Annotated in this window: 32 protein-coding genes; all 32 read left to right on the top strand. The window is 34.0% G+C overall.

The genetic code is table 11. The features are described 5' to 3' along the window. The first annotated feature begins 123 nt into the window (after positions 1–123). The 32 genes from rpsJ to rplQ all read left to right on the top strand — a co-directional run bounded on the left by rpsJ (position 124) and on the right by rplQ (position 15,736). Positions 124–432: a 30S ribosomal protein S10 gene (gene rpsJ, locus ACREWB_RS18425; RefSeq protein WP_431548931.1), complete on the top strand. Its 309-nt coding sequence runs from the start codon at positions 124–126 to the stop codon at positions 430–432. Positions 433–551: 119 nt separating this feature from the next. Further along, positions 552–1,181, top strand: a complete 630-nt coding sequence (gene rplC / locus ACREWB_RS18420; protein ID WP_431548930.1) for a 50S ribosomal protein L3 — start codon at positions 552–554, stop codon at positions 1,179–1,181. Positions 1,182–1,205: 24 nt separating this feature from the next. Further along, complete coding sequence (gene rplD / locus ACREWB_RS18415; RefSeq protein WP_431548929.1) at positions 1,206–1,826, top strand: 50S ribosomal protein L4; 621 nt, start codon at positions 1,206–1,208, stop codon at positions 1,824–1,826. After that, a complete protein-coding gene (gene rplW / locus ACREWB_RS18410; protein ID WP_431548928.1) occupies positions 1,826–2,119 on the top strand; it encodes a 50S ribosomal protein L23 in 294 nt (97 codons plus the stop codon). The genes rplD and rplW overlap by 1 nt, the downstream gene beginning before the upstream one ends. A 56-nt stretch (positions 2,120–2,175) precedes the next feature. Continuing rightward, positions 2,176–3,009: a 50S ribosomal protein L2 gene (rplB, locus tag ACREWB_RS18405; RefSeq protein ID WP_431548927.1), complete on the top strand. Its 834-nt coding sequence runs from the start codon at positions 2,176–2,178 to the stop codon at positions 3,007–3,009. Positions 3,010–3,071: 62 nt separating this feature from the next. Next, the gene (rpsS, locus tag ACREWB_RS18400; protein ID WP_431548926.1) at positions 3,072–3,353 is read left to right on the top strand and encodes a 30S ribosomal protein S19; all 282 of its coding nucleotides are present in this window, start codon (positions 3,072–3,074) and stop codon (positions 3,351–3,353) included. A gap of 21 nt (positions 3,354–3,374) precedes the next feature. Then, entirely contained in the window at positions 3,375–3,710 is a 336-nt protein-coding gene (rplV, locus tag ACREWB_RS18395; RefSeq protein ID WP_431548925.1) for a 50S ribosomal protein L22, read from the top strand. 16 nt (positions 3,711–3,726) lie between these two features. Next, positions 3,727–4,392 (top strand): 30S ribosomal protein S3, encoded by a 666-nt coding sequence (gene rpsC, locus ACREWB_RS18390; protein WP_431548924.1) that lies wholly within the window; start codon positions 3,727–3,729, stop codon positions 4,390–4,392. A 25-nt stretch (positions 4,393–4,417) separates the two neighbouring features. Continuing rightward, on the top strand, positions 4,418–4,861 hold the full coding sequence (rplP, locus tag ACREWB_RS18385) for a 50S ribosomal protein L16 (protein ID WP_431548923.1): 444 nt from the start codon (positions 4,418–4,420) through the stop codon (positions 4,859–4,861). Continuing rightward, complete coding sequence (gene rpmC / locus ACREWB_RS18380) at positions 4,851–5,063, top strand: 50S ribosomal protein L29 (protein WP_431548922.1); 213 nt, start codon at positions 4,851–4,853, stop codon at positions 5,061–5,063. Before rplP ends, rpmC begins: the two co-directional genes overlap by 11 nt. Before the next feature lie 21 nt (positions 5,064–5,084). After that, positions 5,085–5,339 carry a 30S ribosomal protein S17 gene (gene rpsQ / locus ACREWB_RS18375; protein ID WP_431548921.1) on the top strand — a complete coding sequence of 85 codons (255 nt, stop codon included), beginning with the start codon at positions 5,085–5,087 and terminating at the stop codon, positions 5,337–5,339. Positions 5,340–5,375: 36 nt separating this feature from the next. Continuing rightward, positions 5,376–5,744 (top strand): 50S ribosomal protein L14, encoded by a 369-nt coding sequence (gene rplN, locus ACREWB_RS18370; RefSeq protein ID WP_431548920.1) that lies wholly within the window; start codon positions 5,376–5,378, stop codon positions 5,742–5,744. Positions 5,745–5,761: 17 nt separating this feature from the next. Beyond that, a complete protein-coding gene (gene rplX, locus ACREWB_RS18365) occupies positions 5,762–6,085 on the top strand; it encodes a 50S ribosomal protein L24 (protein WP_431548919.1) in 324 nt (107 codons plus the stop codon). A gap of 22 nt (positions 6,086–6,107) precedes the next feature. Beyond that, on the top strand, positions 6,108–6,650 hold the full coding sequence (gene rplE / locus ACREWB_RS18360) for a 50S ribosomal protein L5 (RefSeq protein ID WP_431548918.1): 543 nt from the start codon (positions 6,108–6,110) through the stop codon (positions 6,648–6,650). Positions 6,651–6,665: 15 nt separating this feature from the next. Next, complete coding sequence (locus ACREWB_RS18355; RefSeq protein ID WP_165414248.1) at positions 6,666–6,851, top strand: type Z 30S ribosomal protein S14; 186 nt, start codon at positions 6,666–6,668, stop codon at positions 6,849–6,851. A 32-nt stretch (positions 6,852–6,883) separates the two neighbouring features. Further along, positions 6,884–7,282, top strand: a complete 399-nt coding sequence (rpsH, locus tag ACREWB_RS18350; protein ID WP_431548917.1) for a 30S ribosomal protein S8 — start codon at positions 6,884–6,886, stop codon at positions 7,280–7,282. Between the two features lie 147 nt (positions 7,283–7,429). Next, the gene (gene rplF, locus ACREWB_RS18345; protein ID WP_431548916.1) at positions 7,430–7,969 is read left to right on the top strand and encodes a 50S ribosomal protein L6; all 540 of its coding nucleotides are present in this window, start codon (positions 7,430–7,432) and stop codon (positions 7,967–7,969) included. 20 nt (positions 7,970–7,989) lie between these two features. Further along, complete coding sequence (rplR, locus tag ACREWB_RS18340; protein ID WP_431548915.1) at positions 7,990–8,352, top strand: 50S ribosomal protein L18; 363 nt, start codon at positions 7,990–7,992, stop codon at positions 8,350–8,352. Between the two features lie 17 nt (positions 8,353–8,369). Beyond that, positions 8,370–8,867, top strand: a complete 498-nt coding sequence (rpsE, locus tag ACREWB_RS18335) for a 30S ribosomal protein S5 (protein ID WP_431548914.1) — start codon at positions 8,370–8,372, stop codon at positions 8,865–8,867. 12 nt (positions 8,868–8,879) lie between these two features. After that, on the top strand, positions 8,880–9,059 hold the full coding sequence (rpmD, locus tag ACREWB_RS18330; protein ID WP_431548913.1) for a 50S ribosomal protein L30: 180 nt from the start codon (positions 8,880–8,882) through the stop codon (positions 9,057–9,059). 16 nt (positions 9,060–9,075) lie between these two features. Next, positions 9,076–9,516, top strand: coding sequence for a 50S ribosomal protein L15 (gene rplO, locus ACREWB_RS18325; protein ID WP_431548912.1), 441 nt, complete (start codon positions 9,076–9,078; stop codon positions 9,514–9,516). Next, the gene (secY, locus tag ACREWB_RS18320) at positions 9,517–10,797 is read left to right on the top strand and encodes a preprotein translocase subunit SecY (RefSeq protein WP_431548911.1); all 1,281 of its coding nucleotides are present in this window, start codon (positions 9,517–9,519) and stop codon (positions 10,795–10,797) included. Between the two features lie 22 nt (positions 10,798–10,819). After that, positions 10,820–11,473: an adenylate kinase gene (locus tag ACREWB_RS18315; protein WP_431548910.1), complete on the top strand. Its 654-nt coding sequence runs from the start codon at positions 10,820–10,822 to the stop codon at positions 11,471–11,473. Continuing rightward, entirely contained in the window at positions 11,470–12,216 is a 747-nt protein-coding gene (gene map / locus ACREWB_RS18310) for a type I methionyl aminopeptidase (protein WP_431548909.1), read from the top strand. The genes ACREWB_RS18315 and map overlap by 4 nt, the downstream gene beginning before the upstream one ends. A 14-nt stretch (positions 12,217–12,230) precedes the next feature. After that, positions 12,231–12,512, top strand: coding sequence for an RNA-binding protein (locus tag ACREWB_RS18305; RefSeq protein WP_431548908.1), 282 nt, complete (start codon positions 12,231–12,233; stop codon positions 12,510–12,512). Positions 12,513–12,519: 7 nt separating this feature from the next. Continuing rightward, positions 12,520–12,738, top strand: a complete 219-nt coding sequence (gene infA, locus ACREWB_RS18300) for a translation initiation factor IF-1 (RefSeq protein ID WP_071614608.1) — start codon at positions 12,520–12,522, stop codon at positions 12,736–12,738. A gap of 15 nt (positions 12,739–12,753) precedes the next feature. After that, positions 12,754–12,867, top strand: a complete 114-nt coding sequence (rpmJ, locus tag ACREWB_RS18295; RefSeq protein WP_021122033.1) for a 50S ribosomal protein L36 — start codon at positions 12,754–12,756, stop codon at positions 12,865–12,867. Between the two features lie 77 nt (positions 12,868–12,944). After that, positions 12,945–13,313 carry a 30S ribosomal protein S13 gene (gene rpsM / locus ACREWB_RS18290; RefSeq protein WP_431548907.1) on the top strand — a complete coding sequence of 123 codons (369 nt, stop codon included), beginning with the start codon at positions 12,945–12,947 and terminating at the stop codon, positions 13,311–13,313. Positions 13,314–13,328: 15 nt separating this feature from the next. Continuing rightward, positions 13,329–13,721, top strand: a complete 393-nt coding sequence (gene rpsK, locus ACREWB_RS18285; RefSeq protein WP_216149130.1) for a 30S ribosomal protein S11 — start codon at positions 13,329–13,331, stop codon at positions 13,719–13,721. Between the two features lie 30 nt (positions 13,722–13,751). Continuing rightward, entirely contained in the window at positions 13,752–14,372 is a 621-nt protein-coding gene (gene rpsD, locus ACREWB_RS18280) for a 30S ribosomal protein S4 (protein WP_431548906.1), read from the top strand. Between the two features lie 62 nt (positions 14,373–14,434). Beyond that, on the top strand, positions 14,435–15,382 hold the full coding sequence (locus ACREWB_RS18275; protein WP_431548905.1) for a DNA-directed RNA polymerase subunit alpha: 948 nt from the start codon (positions 14,435–14,437) through the stop codon (positions 15,380–15,382). 12 nt (positions 15,383–15,394) lie between these two features. Further along, entirely contained in the window at positions 15,395–15,736 is a 342-nt protein-coding gene (gene rplQ, locus ACREWB_RS18270; protein ID WP_431548904.1) for a 50S ribosomal protein L17, read from the top strand. The last annotated feature ends 78 nt before the right edge of the window (positions 15,737–15,814 follow it).

The raw sequence follows: 15,814 nt of genomic DNA, 5'->3' as shown, positions 1-15,814 counted from the left end.
TCGGGCGACGGAGTTGCTGAAATTGTTCCATTCATTTATTTCATGCAACACCCGGAACAGTTTACAGAACATCCGCTGTTGCACGTAAGAAGTAAAACGTGCGATGAAAAGGAGGAAATATTAATGGTAAAACAAAAAATCAGAATACGATTAAAGGCGTTTGATCACAATATACTTGATCAATCTGCAGAAAAAATTGTTCAAACAGCTAAAAGCACAGGAGCTAAAGTAGCTGGTCCAGTGCCACTACCTACAGAAAAAGATGTAATCACTGTTTTAAGAGCTCCACACAAGTATAAAGATGCAAGAGAGCAATTTGAAATAAGAACACACAAAAGACTAATAGATATAATTAGTCCATCACCTAAAACTGTTGATGCTCTAATGAGACTCGACTTGCCAGCTGGTGTTGATATCGAAATTAAACTATAGGCGTACATATAAGTGCGATAAGCGTATAAGTGTAACTCACTAGTACGTAAGTAATAGATAACTATTACTAGCTATTATGATCATTATGTGGTCCGCTAATAAGTAGGAGGTGTATTTTCATGAAAAAAGCAATAATGGGTAAGAAGCTTGGTATGACTCAAATATTTGATGAGAATAGAAGAGTTGTTCCAGTAACGGTTGTTGAAGCAGGTCCATGTGTTGTTATTCAAAAGAAAACTATTGAAAATGATGGTTACAATGCAATTAAAGTTGGTTTTGGTGAGATAAGAGAAAAATTAGTTAACAAACCAATGCAAGGACAATTTGCTAAAGCAGGAACATCTTTAAGAAGATTTGTAAAAGAATTTAGATTAGATGATATAAGTGCTTATGAAGTAGGTCAAGAATTTAAAGCAGATATATTTGTTGCTGGAGATAAAATTGACGTATCAGGAATTTCTAAAGGAAAAGGCTTCCAAGGTGTAATTAAGAGATGGAATGCAGCTGTTGGACCAATGAGTCACGGATCTAAATTCCATAGAGCCCCTGGATCAATGGGAGCATCTTCCGATCCATCAAAAACATTCAAAAACAAACATATGCCAGGTCACATGGGTAATGTTAGAAGAACAGTAATAAACCTTGAAATAGTTAGAGTAATGCCTGAAAAGAACATTATTTTAGTTAAAGGTGGTATACCGGGACCTAACAAAGGCACAGTTGTAATAAGAAACGCTGTTAAAGCTTAACTTTAAAAGAAAGGAGGATGCAGAATGCTTACATTAGATTTATTTAATAAAGAGGCACAGAAAGTTGGAGATATTCAACTTAATGAAAACATATTTGGAGTTGAAATTAATACAGATGCTATGCACCAAGTTGTAGTAGCACAACTTGCAAATAAGAGACAAGGAACTCAATCAGCTAAAACTAGAGCTGAAGTTCGAGGCGGTGGAATTAAGCCTTGGAGACAAAAAGGAACTGGTAGAGCAAGACAAGGTTCCATTAGAGCACCACAATGGATACATGGTGGTATAGTATTTGCTCCAAAGCCAAGAGATTACCGTATGTCAGTACCTAAAAGTATGAGAAGAGTTGCTTTTAAGTCAGCTTTATCATGTAAAGTAGCAGAAAATGAAATGATAATTATAGATAATTTAGAATTTGATTCACCAAAAACTAAAGCAATGATAGAGCTTTTAAACGCTTTTGACGCTAAGAAAACTTTAATAGTTGTTGAAAAATCAGATGAAAATATCTATAAATCAGGAAGAAACATACCAGGAGTTCGAGTAACGCCGGTTAATAACTTAAATGTTTATGACATACTTAAGTATGAAAAATTCATTATTACAAAGGATGCTGTATCTAAAATTGAGGAGGTGTATATATAATGAAGTTAACTAGCCATGATATTATAAGGAAACCTGTAATTACAGAAAAAAGTATGGCTGTAATGGCTGAAAAAAAATACACCTTTATAGTTGATATTCATGCAAATAAAACTCAAGTTAAAAAAGCTGTAGAAGAAGTATTTGGAGTTAACGTTGAAAATGTAAGAACACTAAGAAATATAGGTAAAACTAAAAGAGTTGGAGTTCACATTGGAAAAAGAGCTGACTTCAAAAAAGCTATTGTTACTTTAACAACAGAAAGTAAGACAATTGAGTTTTTTGATGGAATTTAATTATTAAGCAGGTATTGGCTGAAGCCAGATAAGCGAGAAAGAAGGAGGGAAATCTAATGGCTATTAGAAAATTTAGACCGACCACACCATCAAGAAGAAATATGACTATGTCTGATTTTAAAGAAATAACTACAGATAAGCCACTAAAATCACTTCTTGTAAGTACTAAGAGGTCAGGCGGTAGAAACAACCAAGGTAAGATAACTGTTCGTCACCGTGGTGGTGGAGCAAAACAAGCTTACAGACTAATAGATTTTAAAAGAAATAAAGATGATATTCCAGCAAAAGTTTCCACAATTGAGTATGATCCAAATAGATCTGCTTACATAGCTCTTGTTGTATATGCTGATGGTGAAAAAAGATATATAATTGCTCCAGTTGGCTTAAAAGTTGGAGATGTAATTGTATCTGGACCTGATTCAGACATAAAAAATGGTAATACTCTTCCAATACTGAATATACCAATTGGTTCTACAATTCATAACGTAGAGCTACAGGTTGGAAAAGGAGCTCAACTTGTAAGGTCAGCAGGTTCTTCAGCACAGCTTATGGCTAAAGATGGAGACTATGCGCAAGTAAAACTTCCAAGTGGAGAAGTAAGATATATTAGAATTAAATGTAGAGCTACTATAGGAACAGTATCTAATGTAACACATGATATTGTTAACATAGGTAATGCAGGTAAAAAGAGACATTTAGGTTTCAGACCAACAGTAAGAGGGTCTGTAATGAACCCTAACGATCACCCACACGGTGGTGGAGAAGGTAAATCACCTATAGGTCACGCTAGTCCAATGACTCCTTGGGGCAAACCAGCACTTGGATATAAGACTAGAAAAACTAATAAATATTCTGACAAATATATTGTCAAGGGTAAAAATAGGAAATAGTTTGGAGTTAATCTAGATTATCTTTGAACTATCATTATGTTGTATGAAGGGAGGCCACAAAAGTGAGTAGATCAGTAAAAAAAGGACCTTATGTACAAGAAGTTCTGTTAAACAGAATTAATGAGATGAATAAAGTTGGCGAGAAAAAAGTAATAAAGACTTGGTCAAGAAGTTCTACTATTTTTCCGCAAATGATAGGTCATACTATCGCAGTACATGATGGAAGAAAACACGTACCAGTTTATGTTTTAGAAGATATGGTAGGACATAAATTAGGCGAATTCGCATTAACTAGAACATTTAAAGGACACATTAATAAAGAAAAAACAAGTAAAGTAAGATAGTGTCGGAAGGAGGAAACAATCATGGAGGCTAAAGCTATAGCTAAATATGTGAGAACGTCCTCAATGAAAATCGGGATTGTTCTTGATTTAATAAGAGGAAAAAATGTAAATGAAGCTTTTGCTATATTACAATACACTCCAAAAAATGCAGCTGAAGTAGTGACTAAAGTACTTAAATCAGCTGTAGCAAATGCAGAAAATAATTTAAACTTAGATGTTACTAGATTATACGTTGTTAAGGCTTATGCATGTCAAGGTCCAACTCTTAAAAGATTTAGACCACGTGCACAAGGAAGAGCTTATAGAATTAAAAAAAGATCTAGTCATATAACTATAATGGTTACAGAAAGAGTATAAGAAGGAGGGATATAGCGTGGGACAAAAAATACATCCACACGGCTTTAGGGTTGGTGTTATAAAAGATTGGGATTCTAAATGGTATGCTGATAAAAAGAACTTTGCAGATAATCTTGTTGAAGATTTTAAGATTAGAGAATTCTTAAAAAGTAAGCTTTATACAGCTGGAATTTCTAAAATTGAAATTGAAAGAGCTGCTAAGAGAGTCAAAATTAATATACACACTGCTAAACCAGGAATGGTTATTGGTAGAGGCGGTTCTGGAATAGAAGTTATAAAGCAAGATATGAAAAAACTTGTAATAGATAAAAATGTTTTAATTAACATAGTGGAAGTAAAACAAGCTGAGAATAACGCTCAACTAATGTCAGAAAATATTGCTTCCCAATTAGAAAAAAGAATTTCTTTTAGAAGAGCTATGAAACAAACAATACAAAGAGCTATGAGAAGTGGCGTAAAAGGAGTTAAAACTGCTTGTGCAGGAAGACTTGGCGGCGCTGAAATAGCTAGAACAGAACACTATCATGAGGGAACAATTCCACTACAAACATTGAGAGCTGATATAGACTATGGATTTGCAGAAGCAAACACAGTATATGGTAAAATAGGCGTAAAAGTTTGGGTATATAGAGGAGAAGTTCTTCCTACAAAGAAAATAGTTAAGGAAGAGGTAACCGCGTAGAAGTGTAAGGAAGGAGGAATAAGACATGTTAATGCCTAAGAGATCTAAACATCGTAAGGTTCAACGTGGTAGGATGAAAGGAAAAGCTACAAGAGGAAACTTTATTGCATACGGAGATTATGCATTACAAGCTATGGAATGTGGTTGGGTTAAAAGTAATCAAATAGAATCTGCCAGAGTTGCTATCAATAGATATGTTAAAAGAGGAGGAAAGGTTTGGATAAAAATCTTCCCTGATAAGCCAGTAACTGAAAAGCCGGCTGAAACTCGTATGGGTTCAGGTAAAGGATCAGTAGAATATTGGGTAGCAGTTGTTAAACCAGGTAGAGTCTTATTTGAAATTGCTGGAGTAACAGAAGAAGCAGCTAGAGAAGCAATGAGACTTGCTTCACACAAACTTCCAATTAAAACTAAGTTTGTAACTAGAAAAGATTTTGAGGAAATAGGCGGTGAAGTCAATGAAGGCTAATGATTTAAAAGAATTAAGAGAAAGTAATCCTCAAGATTTGCAAGTAAAAATGTCTGATTTAAAGACAGAATTATTTAATCTTAGATTTCAGTTAGCTACAGGCCAGTTAGAGAACCCTATGAGAATAAAACAAGTAAAAAAATCTATAGCCCAAATTAAGACCATCCTTAGACAAGAAGAAATTAGGGCTTTTGAACAGTAAAACTGAAAGGAGGTTACCCTTGTGGAAAGAAACAACAGAAAGACAAGAATAGGTAAAGTAGTTTCTGATAAAATGGATAAGACAATAGTTGTAGCAATTGAAAGAAAAGTTCGTCATCCATTATACGGAAAAATAATAAATACAACAACTAAACTTAAGGCTCATGATGAGAATAATGAAGCTAAAGTTAATGATAAAGTTTCAATTATGGAAACAAGACCATTATCTAAAGATAAAAGATGGAGAATTACTGGAATAGTTGAAAAGGCTAAATAGTATTTCGTTTTAACGATTGAAAGGAGGGTATTTGATATGATACAACAGCAATCAAGATTAAAGGTTGCAGATAATTCTGGCGCTAAAGAAATCATGTGTATTAGAGTATTAGGTGGTTCCCATAGAAAATGGGGAAATATAAGTGATACTATAGTTGCCAGTGTTAAAAGTGCAACACCAGGTGGAGTTGTTAAAAAAGGCGAAGTAGTTAAAGCAGTTATAGTTAGAACTGCTAAAGGCTTAAGACGAGCTGATGGAACATATGTTAAATTTGATGATAATGCAGCTGTTATTATTAAAGATGACAAAAACCCAAAAGGAACTCGTATATTCGGACCTGTTGCTAGGGAGTTAAGAGATAAAGACTTTAGTAAGATATTATCACTAGCGCCTGAAGTTCTATAAGATAGGAGGTGTCTAATATGGCAGTTAAAAAAGTACACATAAGAAAAAAGGATACAGTAATGGTTATATCAGGTAAAGATAAAGGTAAAATAAGCGAAGTCTTAGCTGTATACCCTAAAACTGGAAAAGTATTAGTGAAAGATGTTAGTGTAGTTACAAAACATCAAAAACCAAGTAAACAAAACATGCAGGGTGGAATAACTCACAGAGAAGCAGCTATAAATAGTTCTAAAGTTATGTTATATTGCACAAAATGCAAAAATGTAACAAGAATAAACAGTAAAATTTTAGAAGATGGAACTAAAGTTAGAGTTTGCAAGAAGTGTGCAGAAACATTTTAAGTCCTGAAAGGAGGTTTAACATATGAGTTCAAGACTACAAGAAAAATATAAAAATGAAGTAGTTCAAGCATTAATGGAAAAATTCGGTTATAAAAATATAATGGAAGTACCTAAGCTTGAAAAGATTGTCTTAAATATGGGAGTTGGAGAAGCTAAAGATAATACTAAAGTATTAGATTCAGCTATCAGTGACATGCAAATTATAGCAGGTCAAAAACCAATTATGACAAGAGCAAAAAAATCTATAGCTAACTTCAAACTAAGAGAAAATATGCCAATAGGTTGTAAAGTTACATTAAGAAAAACTCAAATGTTCGAATTTGCTGATAAATTAATGAACGTTGCATTACCTAGAGTTAGAGATTTTAGAGGAGCTTCTTCTAAAGCATTTGATGGTAGAGGAAATTATGCTATAGGTGTTAAAGAACAACTTATATTCCCTGAAATAGAATATGATAAAATTGATAAAATAAGAGGAATGGATATAATATTCGTTACCACTGCAAAGACAGACGAGGAAGCAAGAGAGCTATTAAGATTCCTTGGAATGCCATTTGCTCAATAATAAGGAGGTAAACATATGGCACGTAAGGCATTAATAGAAAAATGGAAAAAAGAACCTAAATTCACAACTAGAGCTTATACTAGATGCAGACTATGTGGAAGACCACATTCTGTATTACAGAAATTTGGTATATGCCGTATCTGCTTTAGAGAACTTGCACACAAGGGAGAAATTCCAGGTTGCAGAAAAGCAAGTTGGTAATTAGAATATTCTAATGAAAGGAGGCACGAAAAATGGTTATGACTGACCCAATCGCAGATTTGCTAACACGCGTAAGAAACGCAAATGTTGTTAGACATGAAATAGTAGAAGTACCTTCTTCAACTATAAAGAAGGAAATTGCAAATATAATGCTTCAAGAAGGATACATTAAAAATATTGAAGAATATAATGATGGTGTCGTTCCTATGATGAGACTTGCAATGAAATATGGTCAAAACAAGGAAAGAGTTATCACAGGACTTAAAAGAATATCTAAACCAGGTTTAAGAGTATACTCTAAAAATGAAGATATTCCAAAAGTATTAAACGGTCTAGGAGTTGCTATAATATCAACTTCAAAAGGGCTCGTTGCAGATAGAGAAGCTAGAAAATTAGGTTTAGGTGGAGAAGTTATTTGCTACATTTGGTAGTATAGTGATTTTTATACATAACAAATTTGATAGTTAAAGAAAAATATAGACTAAACAATTAATAATTGGATAGTACTTAAAAGGAATATAAGAAACATAGCAATTAATGATTGTTACGTATCTAAAAAGAACACAGGAGGTGTAAGTATGTCAAGAATCGGAAGGCTTCCAGTAGTTATACCTAATGGAGTAACTGTTGCAGTTTCAGAAGCAAATGTTGTAACTGTAAAGGGTCCAAAAGGTGAGTTAACTCAGAACATGAGCCCTAAAATGATCATAGCTATAGAAGATAACACTTTGGTAGTATCAAGACCAAGCGATGTAAAAGAACATAGAGCTCTTCATGGACTTACAAGATCATTAATAAACAATATGGTTATTGGCGTAACAGAAGGATACCAAAAAACTCTTGAGTTAGTTGGTGTTGGTTACAGAGCTCAGTTAAAGGGATCTAAAATAACATTAAGTCTTGGATATTCACATCCAGTTGAAATAGATGCAGTTGCAGGAATCCAATTTGAAATACCAGATGCTAACAAAATAATAGTAAAAGGTATTGATAAACAATTAGTTGGAGCTGTTTCAGCAGAAATAAGAGCTTGGAGAAAACCAGAACCTTACAAAGGAAAAGGAATTAAATATTCTGATGAAATTATAAGACGTAAGGAAGGTAAAACAGGTAAATAAAGTCGGAAGGAGTGAATGATTTGTTCAAGAAAGACGATAGACAAAAATCAAGAGTTAAACGTCATCTTAGAGTTCGTAATAAGATTTCTGGTACAGCACAAAGACCAAGACTCGCTGTATATAGAAGTGATAAGAATATATATGCTCAAATAATAGATGATGTAGCACGAATCACATTAGTTTCTGCTTCAAGTATAGATAAAGCTTTCGAACCAAAATTAGGTGGCAATAAAGAAGCAGCTAAGTTAGTAGGAAAAATGATTGCTGAAAGATCACTTGAAAAAGGGATAGAAGAAGTAGTATTTGATAGAGGCGGATATGTATACCACGGTAGAGTACAAAACCTCGCTGAAGGAGCAAGAGACGCTGGACTGAAATTCTAAGAAAAGGAGGAAAACACATGAAAATAGATCCTAACACATTAGACCTTAAAGAAAAAGTAGTTAACATAAACAGAGTAGCTAAGGTTGTTAAAGGTGGAAGAAACTTCAGATTTAGCGCATTAGTTGTTGTTGGAGATGAAAACGGACACGTTGGCGTTGGAATGGGTAAATCTGTAGAAATTCCTGAAGCAATCAGAAAAGGAATAGAAGATGCTAAAAAGAATTTAGTAACAGTAGCTATGGTTGGATCAACTATTCCTCATACTATTGATGGTAAGTTTGGTACTTCAGTTATACACATAATGCCTGGTGTAGAAGGTACAGGAGTATTAGCTGGTGGACCAGTTAGAGCAGTTCTAGAATTATCAGGATTAAAGGATGTTAGAGCTAAGTCTTTAGGTTCTAGTAATCCAAGAAATGTGGTTAATGCTACTATTGATGGTTTAGCAAGATTAAGAACACTAGAACAAGTTGCTAAATTAAGAGGCAAGACTGTAGAAGAAATATTAAGATAGGAGGGGAAAACCTTGGCTAGAGTTAAAATAACTTTAATAAAGAGTTTAATAGGTAGAAAAAAATCACATATTGCTACGGTTAATTCTTTAGGATTAAGAATAATAGGAAAAAGTGTTGAGCACGAGGAAACTCCTCAGATCAGAGGTATGATTAATAAAGCTATTTATCTACTAAAAGTAGAAGAAGTATAGAAGAGGAGGTGTTTAGATGAAACTTCATGAGTTAAGACCTGCACAAGGTTCAAAAAAATCTCCTAAGAGAATTGGTAGAGGTACTGGTTCAGGCTGGGGAAAAACTGCAGGAAGAGGTCAAGACGGACAAAACTCTAGATCGGGTGGAGGAACAAGACCAGGATTTGAAGGAGGTCAGATGCCTTTATACAGAAGATTACCTAAAAGAGGATTCACAAATATTTTTGCAAAAGAATATGCTTGTATAAATGTGGATAGACTTAATATCTTCGAAAATGGTACTGAAATTACACCAGAATTGCTAATAGAGAGAAGAGTTATAAGAAAGCTTTATAACGGAGTTAAAATACTTGGTAATGGTAATTTAGAAAAAAGTTTAACTGTTAGTGCATCAAAATTCTCTAAAGCAGCAGCTGAAAAAATTGAAGCAGCTGGAGGAAAAGTTGAGGTGATATAAATGTTATCAACCCTACGTAATGCCTGGAATGTTCCAGATCTAAGAAAACGTATGATATTCACACTGCTTATGGTTGTAATTATTAGAATGGGTATTTTTATTCCTGTTCCTGGTGTAGATCCGAGTAAGCTTTCTGGCTTAGTCAGTGGTGGAGGCACATTATTTAGTTTTTATGATATGCTTTCAGGTGGTGCCTTTGGTAAGTTTAGTATTTTTGCTATGGGCGTTGGTCCTTACATAAATGCATCAATTATAATGCAATTACTTGTTATAGCAATCCCATACTTAGAGCAACTTTCTAAAGAGGGTGTTGAAGGACGCAAGAGGATACAAGATTTTACTAGATATGGTTCCATAGTCCTTGGGGCGCTTCAAGCATTTGGTATGTATGCAATTATCTCAAGTACTGGAGCATTTCCAAATACAACTAGTTTAACCATATTTTTAGTGGTACTAACGATGACAACTGCATCAACATTTTTGGTGTGGATAGGTGAACAAATCACAGGTCATGGTATCGGTAACGGTGTTTCATTAATAATATTTATTAATATTATCTCTGGATTACCTGGTATAATGTATAAAATTTCTGGACTTCAGAAGGCAGGAGAAGTAAATTTTGTAGAGGTTATAATGTTTATTGCAGTATTAGTAGCTTTATTAGTAGCAGTAGTAATAGCAAGTTTAGGCGAAAGAAGAATTCCTGTTCAATATGCTGGGAAATCAGTTGGAAATAAAGTATTTAAAGGACAATCAACTCATATACCAATTGGTGTGACAGCATCTGGAGTTATCGGTATAATTTTTGCAATGTCAGTAATGACTTTCCCAGAAACAATAGCACAAATTAAACCTGCATCTGGATTTGCAAACTTTATTCAAAATAGTCCATGGAGTATTTTTGAAAGAAACAGCTGGAAATATGCAACGGTGTACTTTGTATTAATAGTATTCTTTACATGGTTTTATACTCAGGTAACATTTAAACCAGATGAAATGGCTGAAAATATGCATAAATCATCAGGTTTTATACCAGGAATAAGACCGGGAGAGAATACAGCAAATTATATCGATAGGGTATTGACTAAAGTATCAATACTTGGAGGAGCTTTTGCGGGTCTTATAGCAATCTTCCCTATTATTGTTGAGGGAACTACTCATTTTAAAGGAATATACTTTGGAGGTACAATGTTACTGATACTGGTAAATGTTGCCATTGAGACGTTGAGACAACTTGAATCACAATTAGTAATGCGTCACTACAAAGGGTTCCTAAGATAAACTTTTACCAGGAGATGATACTATGAGAATAATCTTATTAGGTCCTCCAGGAGCCGGAAAAGGAACGCAAGCAAAATCTATAAGTAATAAATTTTCCATACCGCATGTATCAACTGGAGATATATTTAGAAAGAATATTTCTGAAAAAACTCCGCTTGGAATCGAAGCTAAGAAACATATTGATAAGGGGCACTTAGTCCCTGATGGACTTACTATAGATATAATTGTGGATAGATTAAATAATGAAGATTGCAAGAATGGATTTTTACTAGATGGCTATCCTAGGACTGTTAAGCAGGCTGAAGTTTTAGAAACACTATTAGAAGAAAAAGGTCATTCACTTGATACGGCACTTTTAATAAAGGTTCCTAGAGAATTTATTCTAAATAGGATGACTGGTAGAAGAGTTTGTCTTACCTGTGGTGCTAGCTATCATATTAAATTCAATCCACCACAAGTTGATGGAAAGTGTAATTTATGTGGATCAGCTCTTGTACAAAGAGCCGATGACAGCGAAGATACAGTTAGCGAGCGGTTAGACATTTATGATGCTCAAACTGAGCCGCTAATAAAGTATTATGGTGACGAAAACTTATTATCAGTAGTTGATGGAACGAAAGCAATTAACAGTGTATTTAAAAGCATCTGTGGTATCTTAGGAGAGGTAAACAAGTGATAAACATAAAAAGTGATATGGAAATTCAATATATGAGAGATGCAGGTAAAGTGGTTTCTGGAGTGCTTGCATTAATTGAACAGGTAATAAAACCTGGAATAACCACGGAAGATTTAGATAAACTAGCTGAAGAGTTCATAATAAAACAAGGTGCTAAACCATCTTTTAAGGGATATTGTGGATTTCCGGCTTCAATATGTACATCTGTTAATAACGAAGTGGTTCATGGAATTCCAACTAACCGGATTTTACTTGAAGGAGACATAATTAGCATAGATTGTGGGGCCGTATTAAATGGCTATCACGGGGATGCTGCTAGAACTTTTCCAGTAGGGAAAGTATCTGATGAAGCTGCAAGGCTCATTGAGGTTACTAAAAATAGTTTCTTTAAAGGCATTGAAAAAGCTGTAATCGGTAATAGATTATCAGATATATCTTCTGCAATTCAATGTTATGCGCAGGAGCATGGATACTCTGTAGTTAGGGATTATGTAGGTCATGGAATTGGAACGTCAATGCATGAGGATCCAGAGGTACCTAATTATGGGACTCCAAGTAAAGGCCCTAAGTTAGTTCATGGTATGGTACTTGCAATTGAACCTATGATAAACATGGGAAAGCATCATGTGAAGGTAGAACCTAATAGATGGACAGTGGTAACAAGAGATGGCAGTTTATCTGCACATTATGAAAACACTGTTGCTATTATAAAAGAAGGTCCTGAAATACTAACTTTGAACTAATTGAGGTGAAAGATTTGGAACAAAATAGCCTTTTAGGTAAGGTAGTGAATTCTAAAGCAGGAAGGGATATGCATAGAAATTTTATTGTGGTAGGTATATTAAACAGTGAATATGTGTATATTTCTGATGGACAGTTAAGAAAGATTGAAAAGCCTAAAAAGAAAAAGGTTAAACATCTTAATTTTACTGAAACAATAGCTGAAGAAATTAGAGTTATGATCCTATCTAAAAAGCAGGTTACTAATTCTAAAATTAAAATATTTTTAAAGTCAGTAGATATTGTTAAGGAGGTTTGATTACCTTATGTCAAAAGATGATATAATAGAAATGCAAGGCGTAGTTGTAGAAACTTTGCCAAATGCAATATTTCAAGTTGAACTTGAAAGTGGGCATAAAATATTAGCTCATATATCGGGTAAGCTAAGAATGAATTTTATACGAATACTACCAGGTGATAAAGTTACAGTAGAACTTTCTCCATACGATTTAACTCGTGGGAGAATAACTTGGAGAGATAAGTAATGAGGAGGGTTTGCTATGAAGGTAAGACCATCAGTTAAACCTATGTGTGAAAAATGCAAGGTCATTAAAAGAAAAGGAAGAGTAATGGTTATCTGTGAAAATCCTAAGCATAAACAAAAACAGGGTTAATAGGTTTTATTTACAAATGGTTTAATAAGTAGTAATATAAATGGAATAACAAAGTACCTAGGAGGTGTAAACAGCATATGGCAAGAATAGCAGGTATTGACCTACCAAGAGAAAAGAGAATAGAAATAGGATTAACATATATATTTGGTATAGGATTATCAAAGTCACAAGGAATTATTAAGGAAACAGGAGTAAATCCTAATACTAGAGTTAAGGACTTAACAGAGGAAGAAGTTAATGAGTTAAGAACTTATATCAATAAGAATTTTATAATCGAAGGTGACTTAAGAAGAAAAGTTGCATTAGAAATAAAAAGATTAATGGAAATTGGATGTTACAGAGGAATTAGGCATAGAAAAGGTCTTCCAGTAAGAGGACAAAAAACTAAAACTAATGCAAGAACAAGAAAAGGCCCTAAAAAAACAATGGCGGGTAGGAAGAAATAGTAAGGAGGGAATAAAATGGCTCAAAAAGTTAAAAGAAGTAGAAGAAAAAAAGAAAGAAAAAATGTTGAGCACGGTTGTGCACACATAAAGTCTACTTTCAATAATTCCATCGTTACACTTACAGATGTAGCTGGTAATGCTTTATCTTGGTCTAGTGCAGGTGGATTAGGTTTTAGAGGATCAAGAAAAAGCACTCCATTTGCTGCTCAAATGGCTGCAGAAGCTGCTACTAAAGCTGCAATGGAACATGGATTAAAGAGTGTTGACGTATTCGTTAAAGGACCTGGAGCTGGTAGAGAAGCTGCTATTAGATCACTTCAAGCGGCTGGATTAGAAATCACATTAATCAAAGACGTTACTCCAATTCCACATAACGGATGTAGACCACCAAAAAGAAGAAGAGTATAGTACAGTTAAGAAAACAGGAGGTGTAATTGAATGGCAAGATATACTGGAGCTACTTGTAGACTCTGTAGAAGAGAAGGTATGAAGCTGAACCTTAAGGGTGATAGATGCTTTACAGATAAGTGTGCATTTGCAAGAAGAGGTTATGCACCAGGACAACACGGACAGAGCAAGAAAAAAATGTCTAACTATGGATTACAATTAAGAGAAAAACAAAAAGCTAAGAGAATATATGGAATACTTGAAAGTCAATTCAGAAAATACTATGATAAAGCTGACAAGTTAAGAGGAATTACAGGTGAAAACCTATTAAGACTTCTAGAAGTAAGACTTGATAACGTAGTTTATAGATTAGGTTACGGAAATTCAAGACAAGAGGCTAGGCAACTAGTAACTCACGGACATTTTACTGTAAATGGTAAAAAAGTAGATATTCCTTCATACAGCTTAACAGCAAATGAAGTAATATCACCATGTGTAAAGAGCAGAGCTACTGAGAAATTCAAAGTATTCGCTGAAAATCCTAAAACATTACCAAACTGGTTATCAGCTGATGCAGAGAAGTTTGAAGGAAAAGTTTTAGCACAACCAAATAGAGAAGATATAGATGTTCCTGTTAATGAGACGTTAATCATCGAGTTATACAGTAAGTAGTCATAAAATAGAATCAGTTGCCCTCATAATAGGTTGCCAATAAAAAAAAAGGAGGGTTTATTATGTTAGAAATAGAAAAGCCAAAAATAGAATGTGTAGAAACTGCTGAAGATAGTTCTTACGGTAAATTCGTAATTGAACCATTAGAAAGAGGTTATGGTATAACTTTAGGTAATGCATTAAGAAGGATTCTTCTTTCTTCATTGCCAGGAGTTGCTACAAATTCAGTAAAAATTGACACAGTACTTCACGAATTCTCTACTGTTAAAGGTGTGAAAGAAGATGTTACAGAGTTAATCTTAAACATCAAAAGTTTAGCATTAAAAATGGTTGGAGAAGGTCCTAGAACAATATATATTGATGCTAAGGGACCAGGAGTAGTTACTGGAGCAGATATTAAATCTGATGGAGATTTGGAAGTGGTTAATGGGGATTTACATATAGCAACATTAGACGAAGGTGCTAAACTATATATGGAACTAACTGTTAATAGAGGAAGAGGATATGTTTCTCATACTAAAAATAAAACAGATGATTTACCAATTGCTACAATACCAGTAGACTCAATTTATACTCCTGTTAAAAGAGTGAATTTTTCTGTAGAAAATACTAGAGTAGGCCAGATTACTGACTATGATAAATTAACTATTGAAATTTGGACCAATGGAACAATTAGACCAGATGAAGCTATTGGGTTATCAGCTAAAATTCTTATTGAACACTTTAAGCTATTTATGACGCTAACAGATCATGCTGACAACGTTGAAATAATGGTTGAAAAAGAAGAAGATAAGAAAGAAAAAGTACTTGAAATGACTATTGAAGAATTAGATCTCTCTGTTAGAAGCTATAATTGCTTGAAAAGAGCTGGAATTAATACAGTTCAAGAATTAACAGAAAGATCAATGGACGATATGATGAAGGTCAGAAACTTAGGTAAAAAATCACTTGAAGAAGTTGAACAAAAACTTCAAGCACTGAGCTTGAATTTAAAGCTAAGTGAAGAGTAAGGAGGTAAACACATGGCAATGTATCGTAAGTTAGGACGATCCACTGATCAAAGAATTGCAATGTTCAGAAGTCTTTCAACTAATTTGTTGAAATATGGTAGAATTGAAACTACAGTCACTAGGGCAAAAGAAACTAGAAAATTTGCAGAAAGAATGATAACTCTTGGAAAAAGAGGAGATCTTCATGCTAGAAGACAAGCACTTTCATTCATAACAGAAGAGAGCGTAGTTAAAGATTTATTTGATAATATTGCACCAAAATATGCTGAGAGAAACGGCGGTTATACTAGGATAATGAAAGTAGGACCAAGAAGAGGCGATGCAGCAGAACTCGCTATAATAGAATTAGTATAGTTTGAGCAAAGGGGGATTAAGTTGTAACAAACTTAATCCCCATTTTCTTTAGAGATCCAAATGATATAGGGAGTGACG

The sequence above is a fragment of the Clostridium sp. genome, from assembly GCF_050717635.1.
GTDB lineage: Bacteria > Bacillota > Clostridia > Clostridiales > Clostridiaceae > Clostridium_AD.
This window is presented reverse-complemented; position numbering and strand designations above follow the sequence as displayed.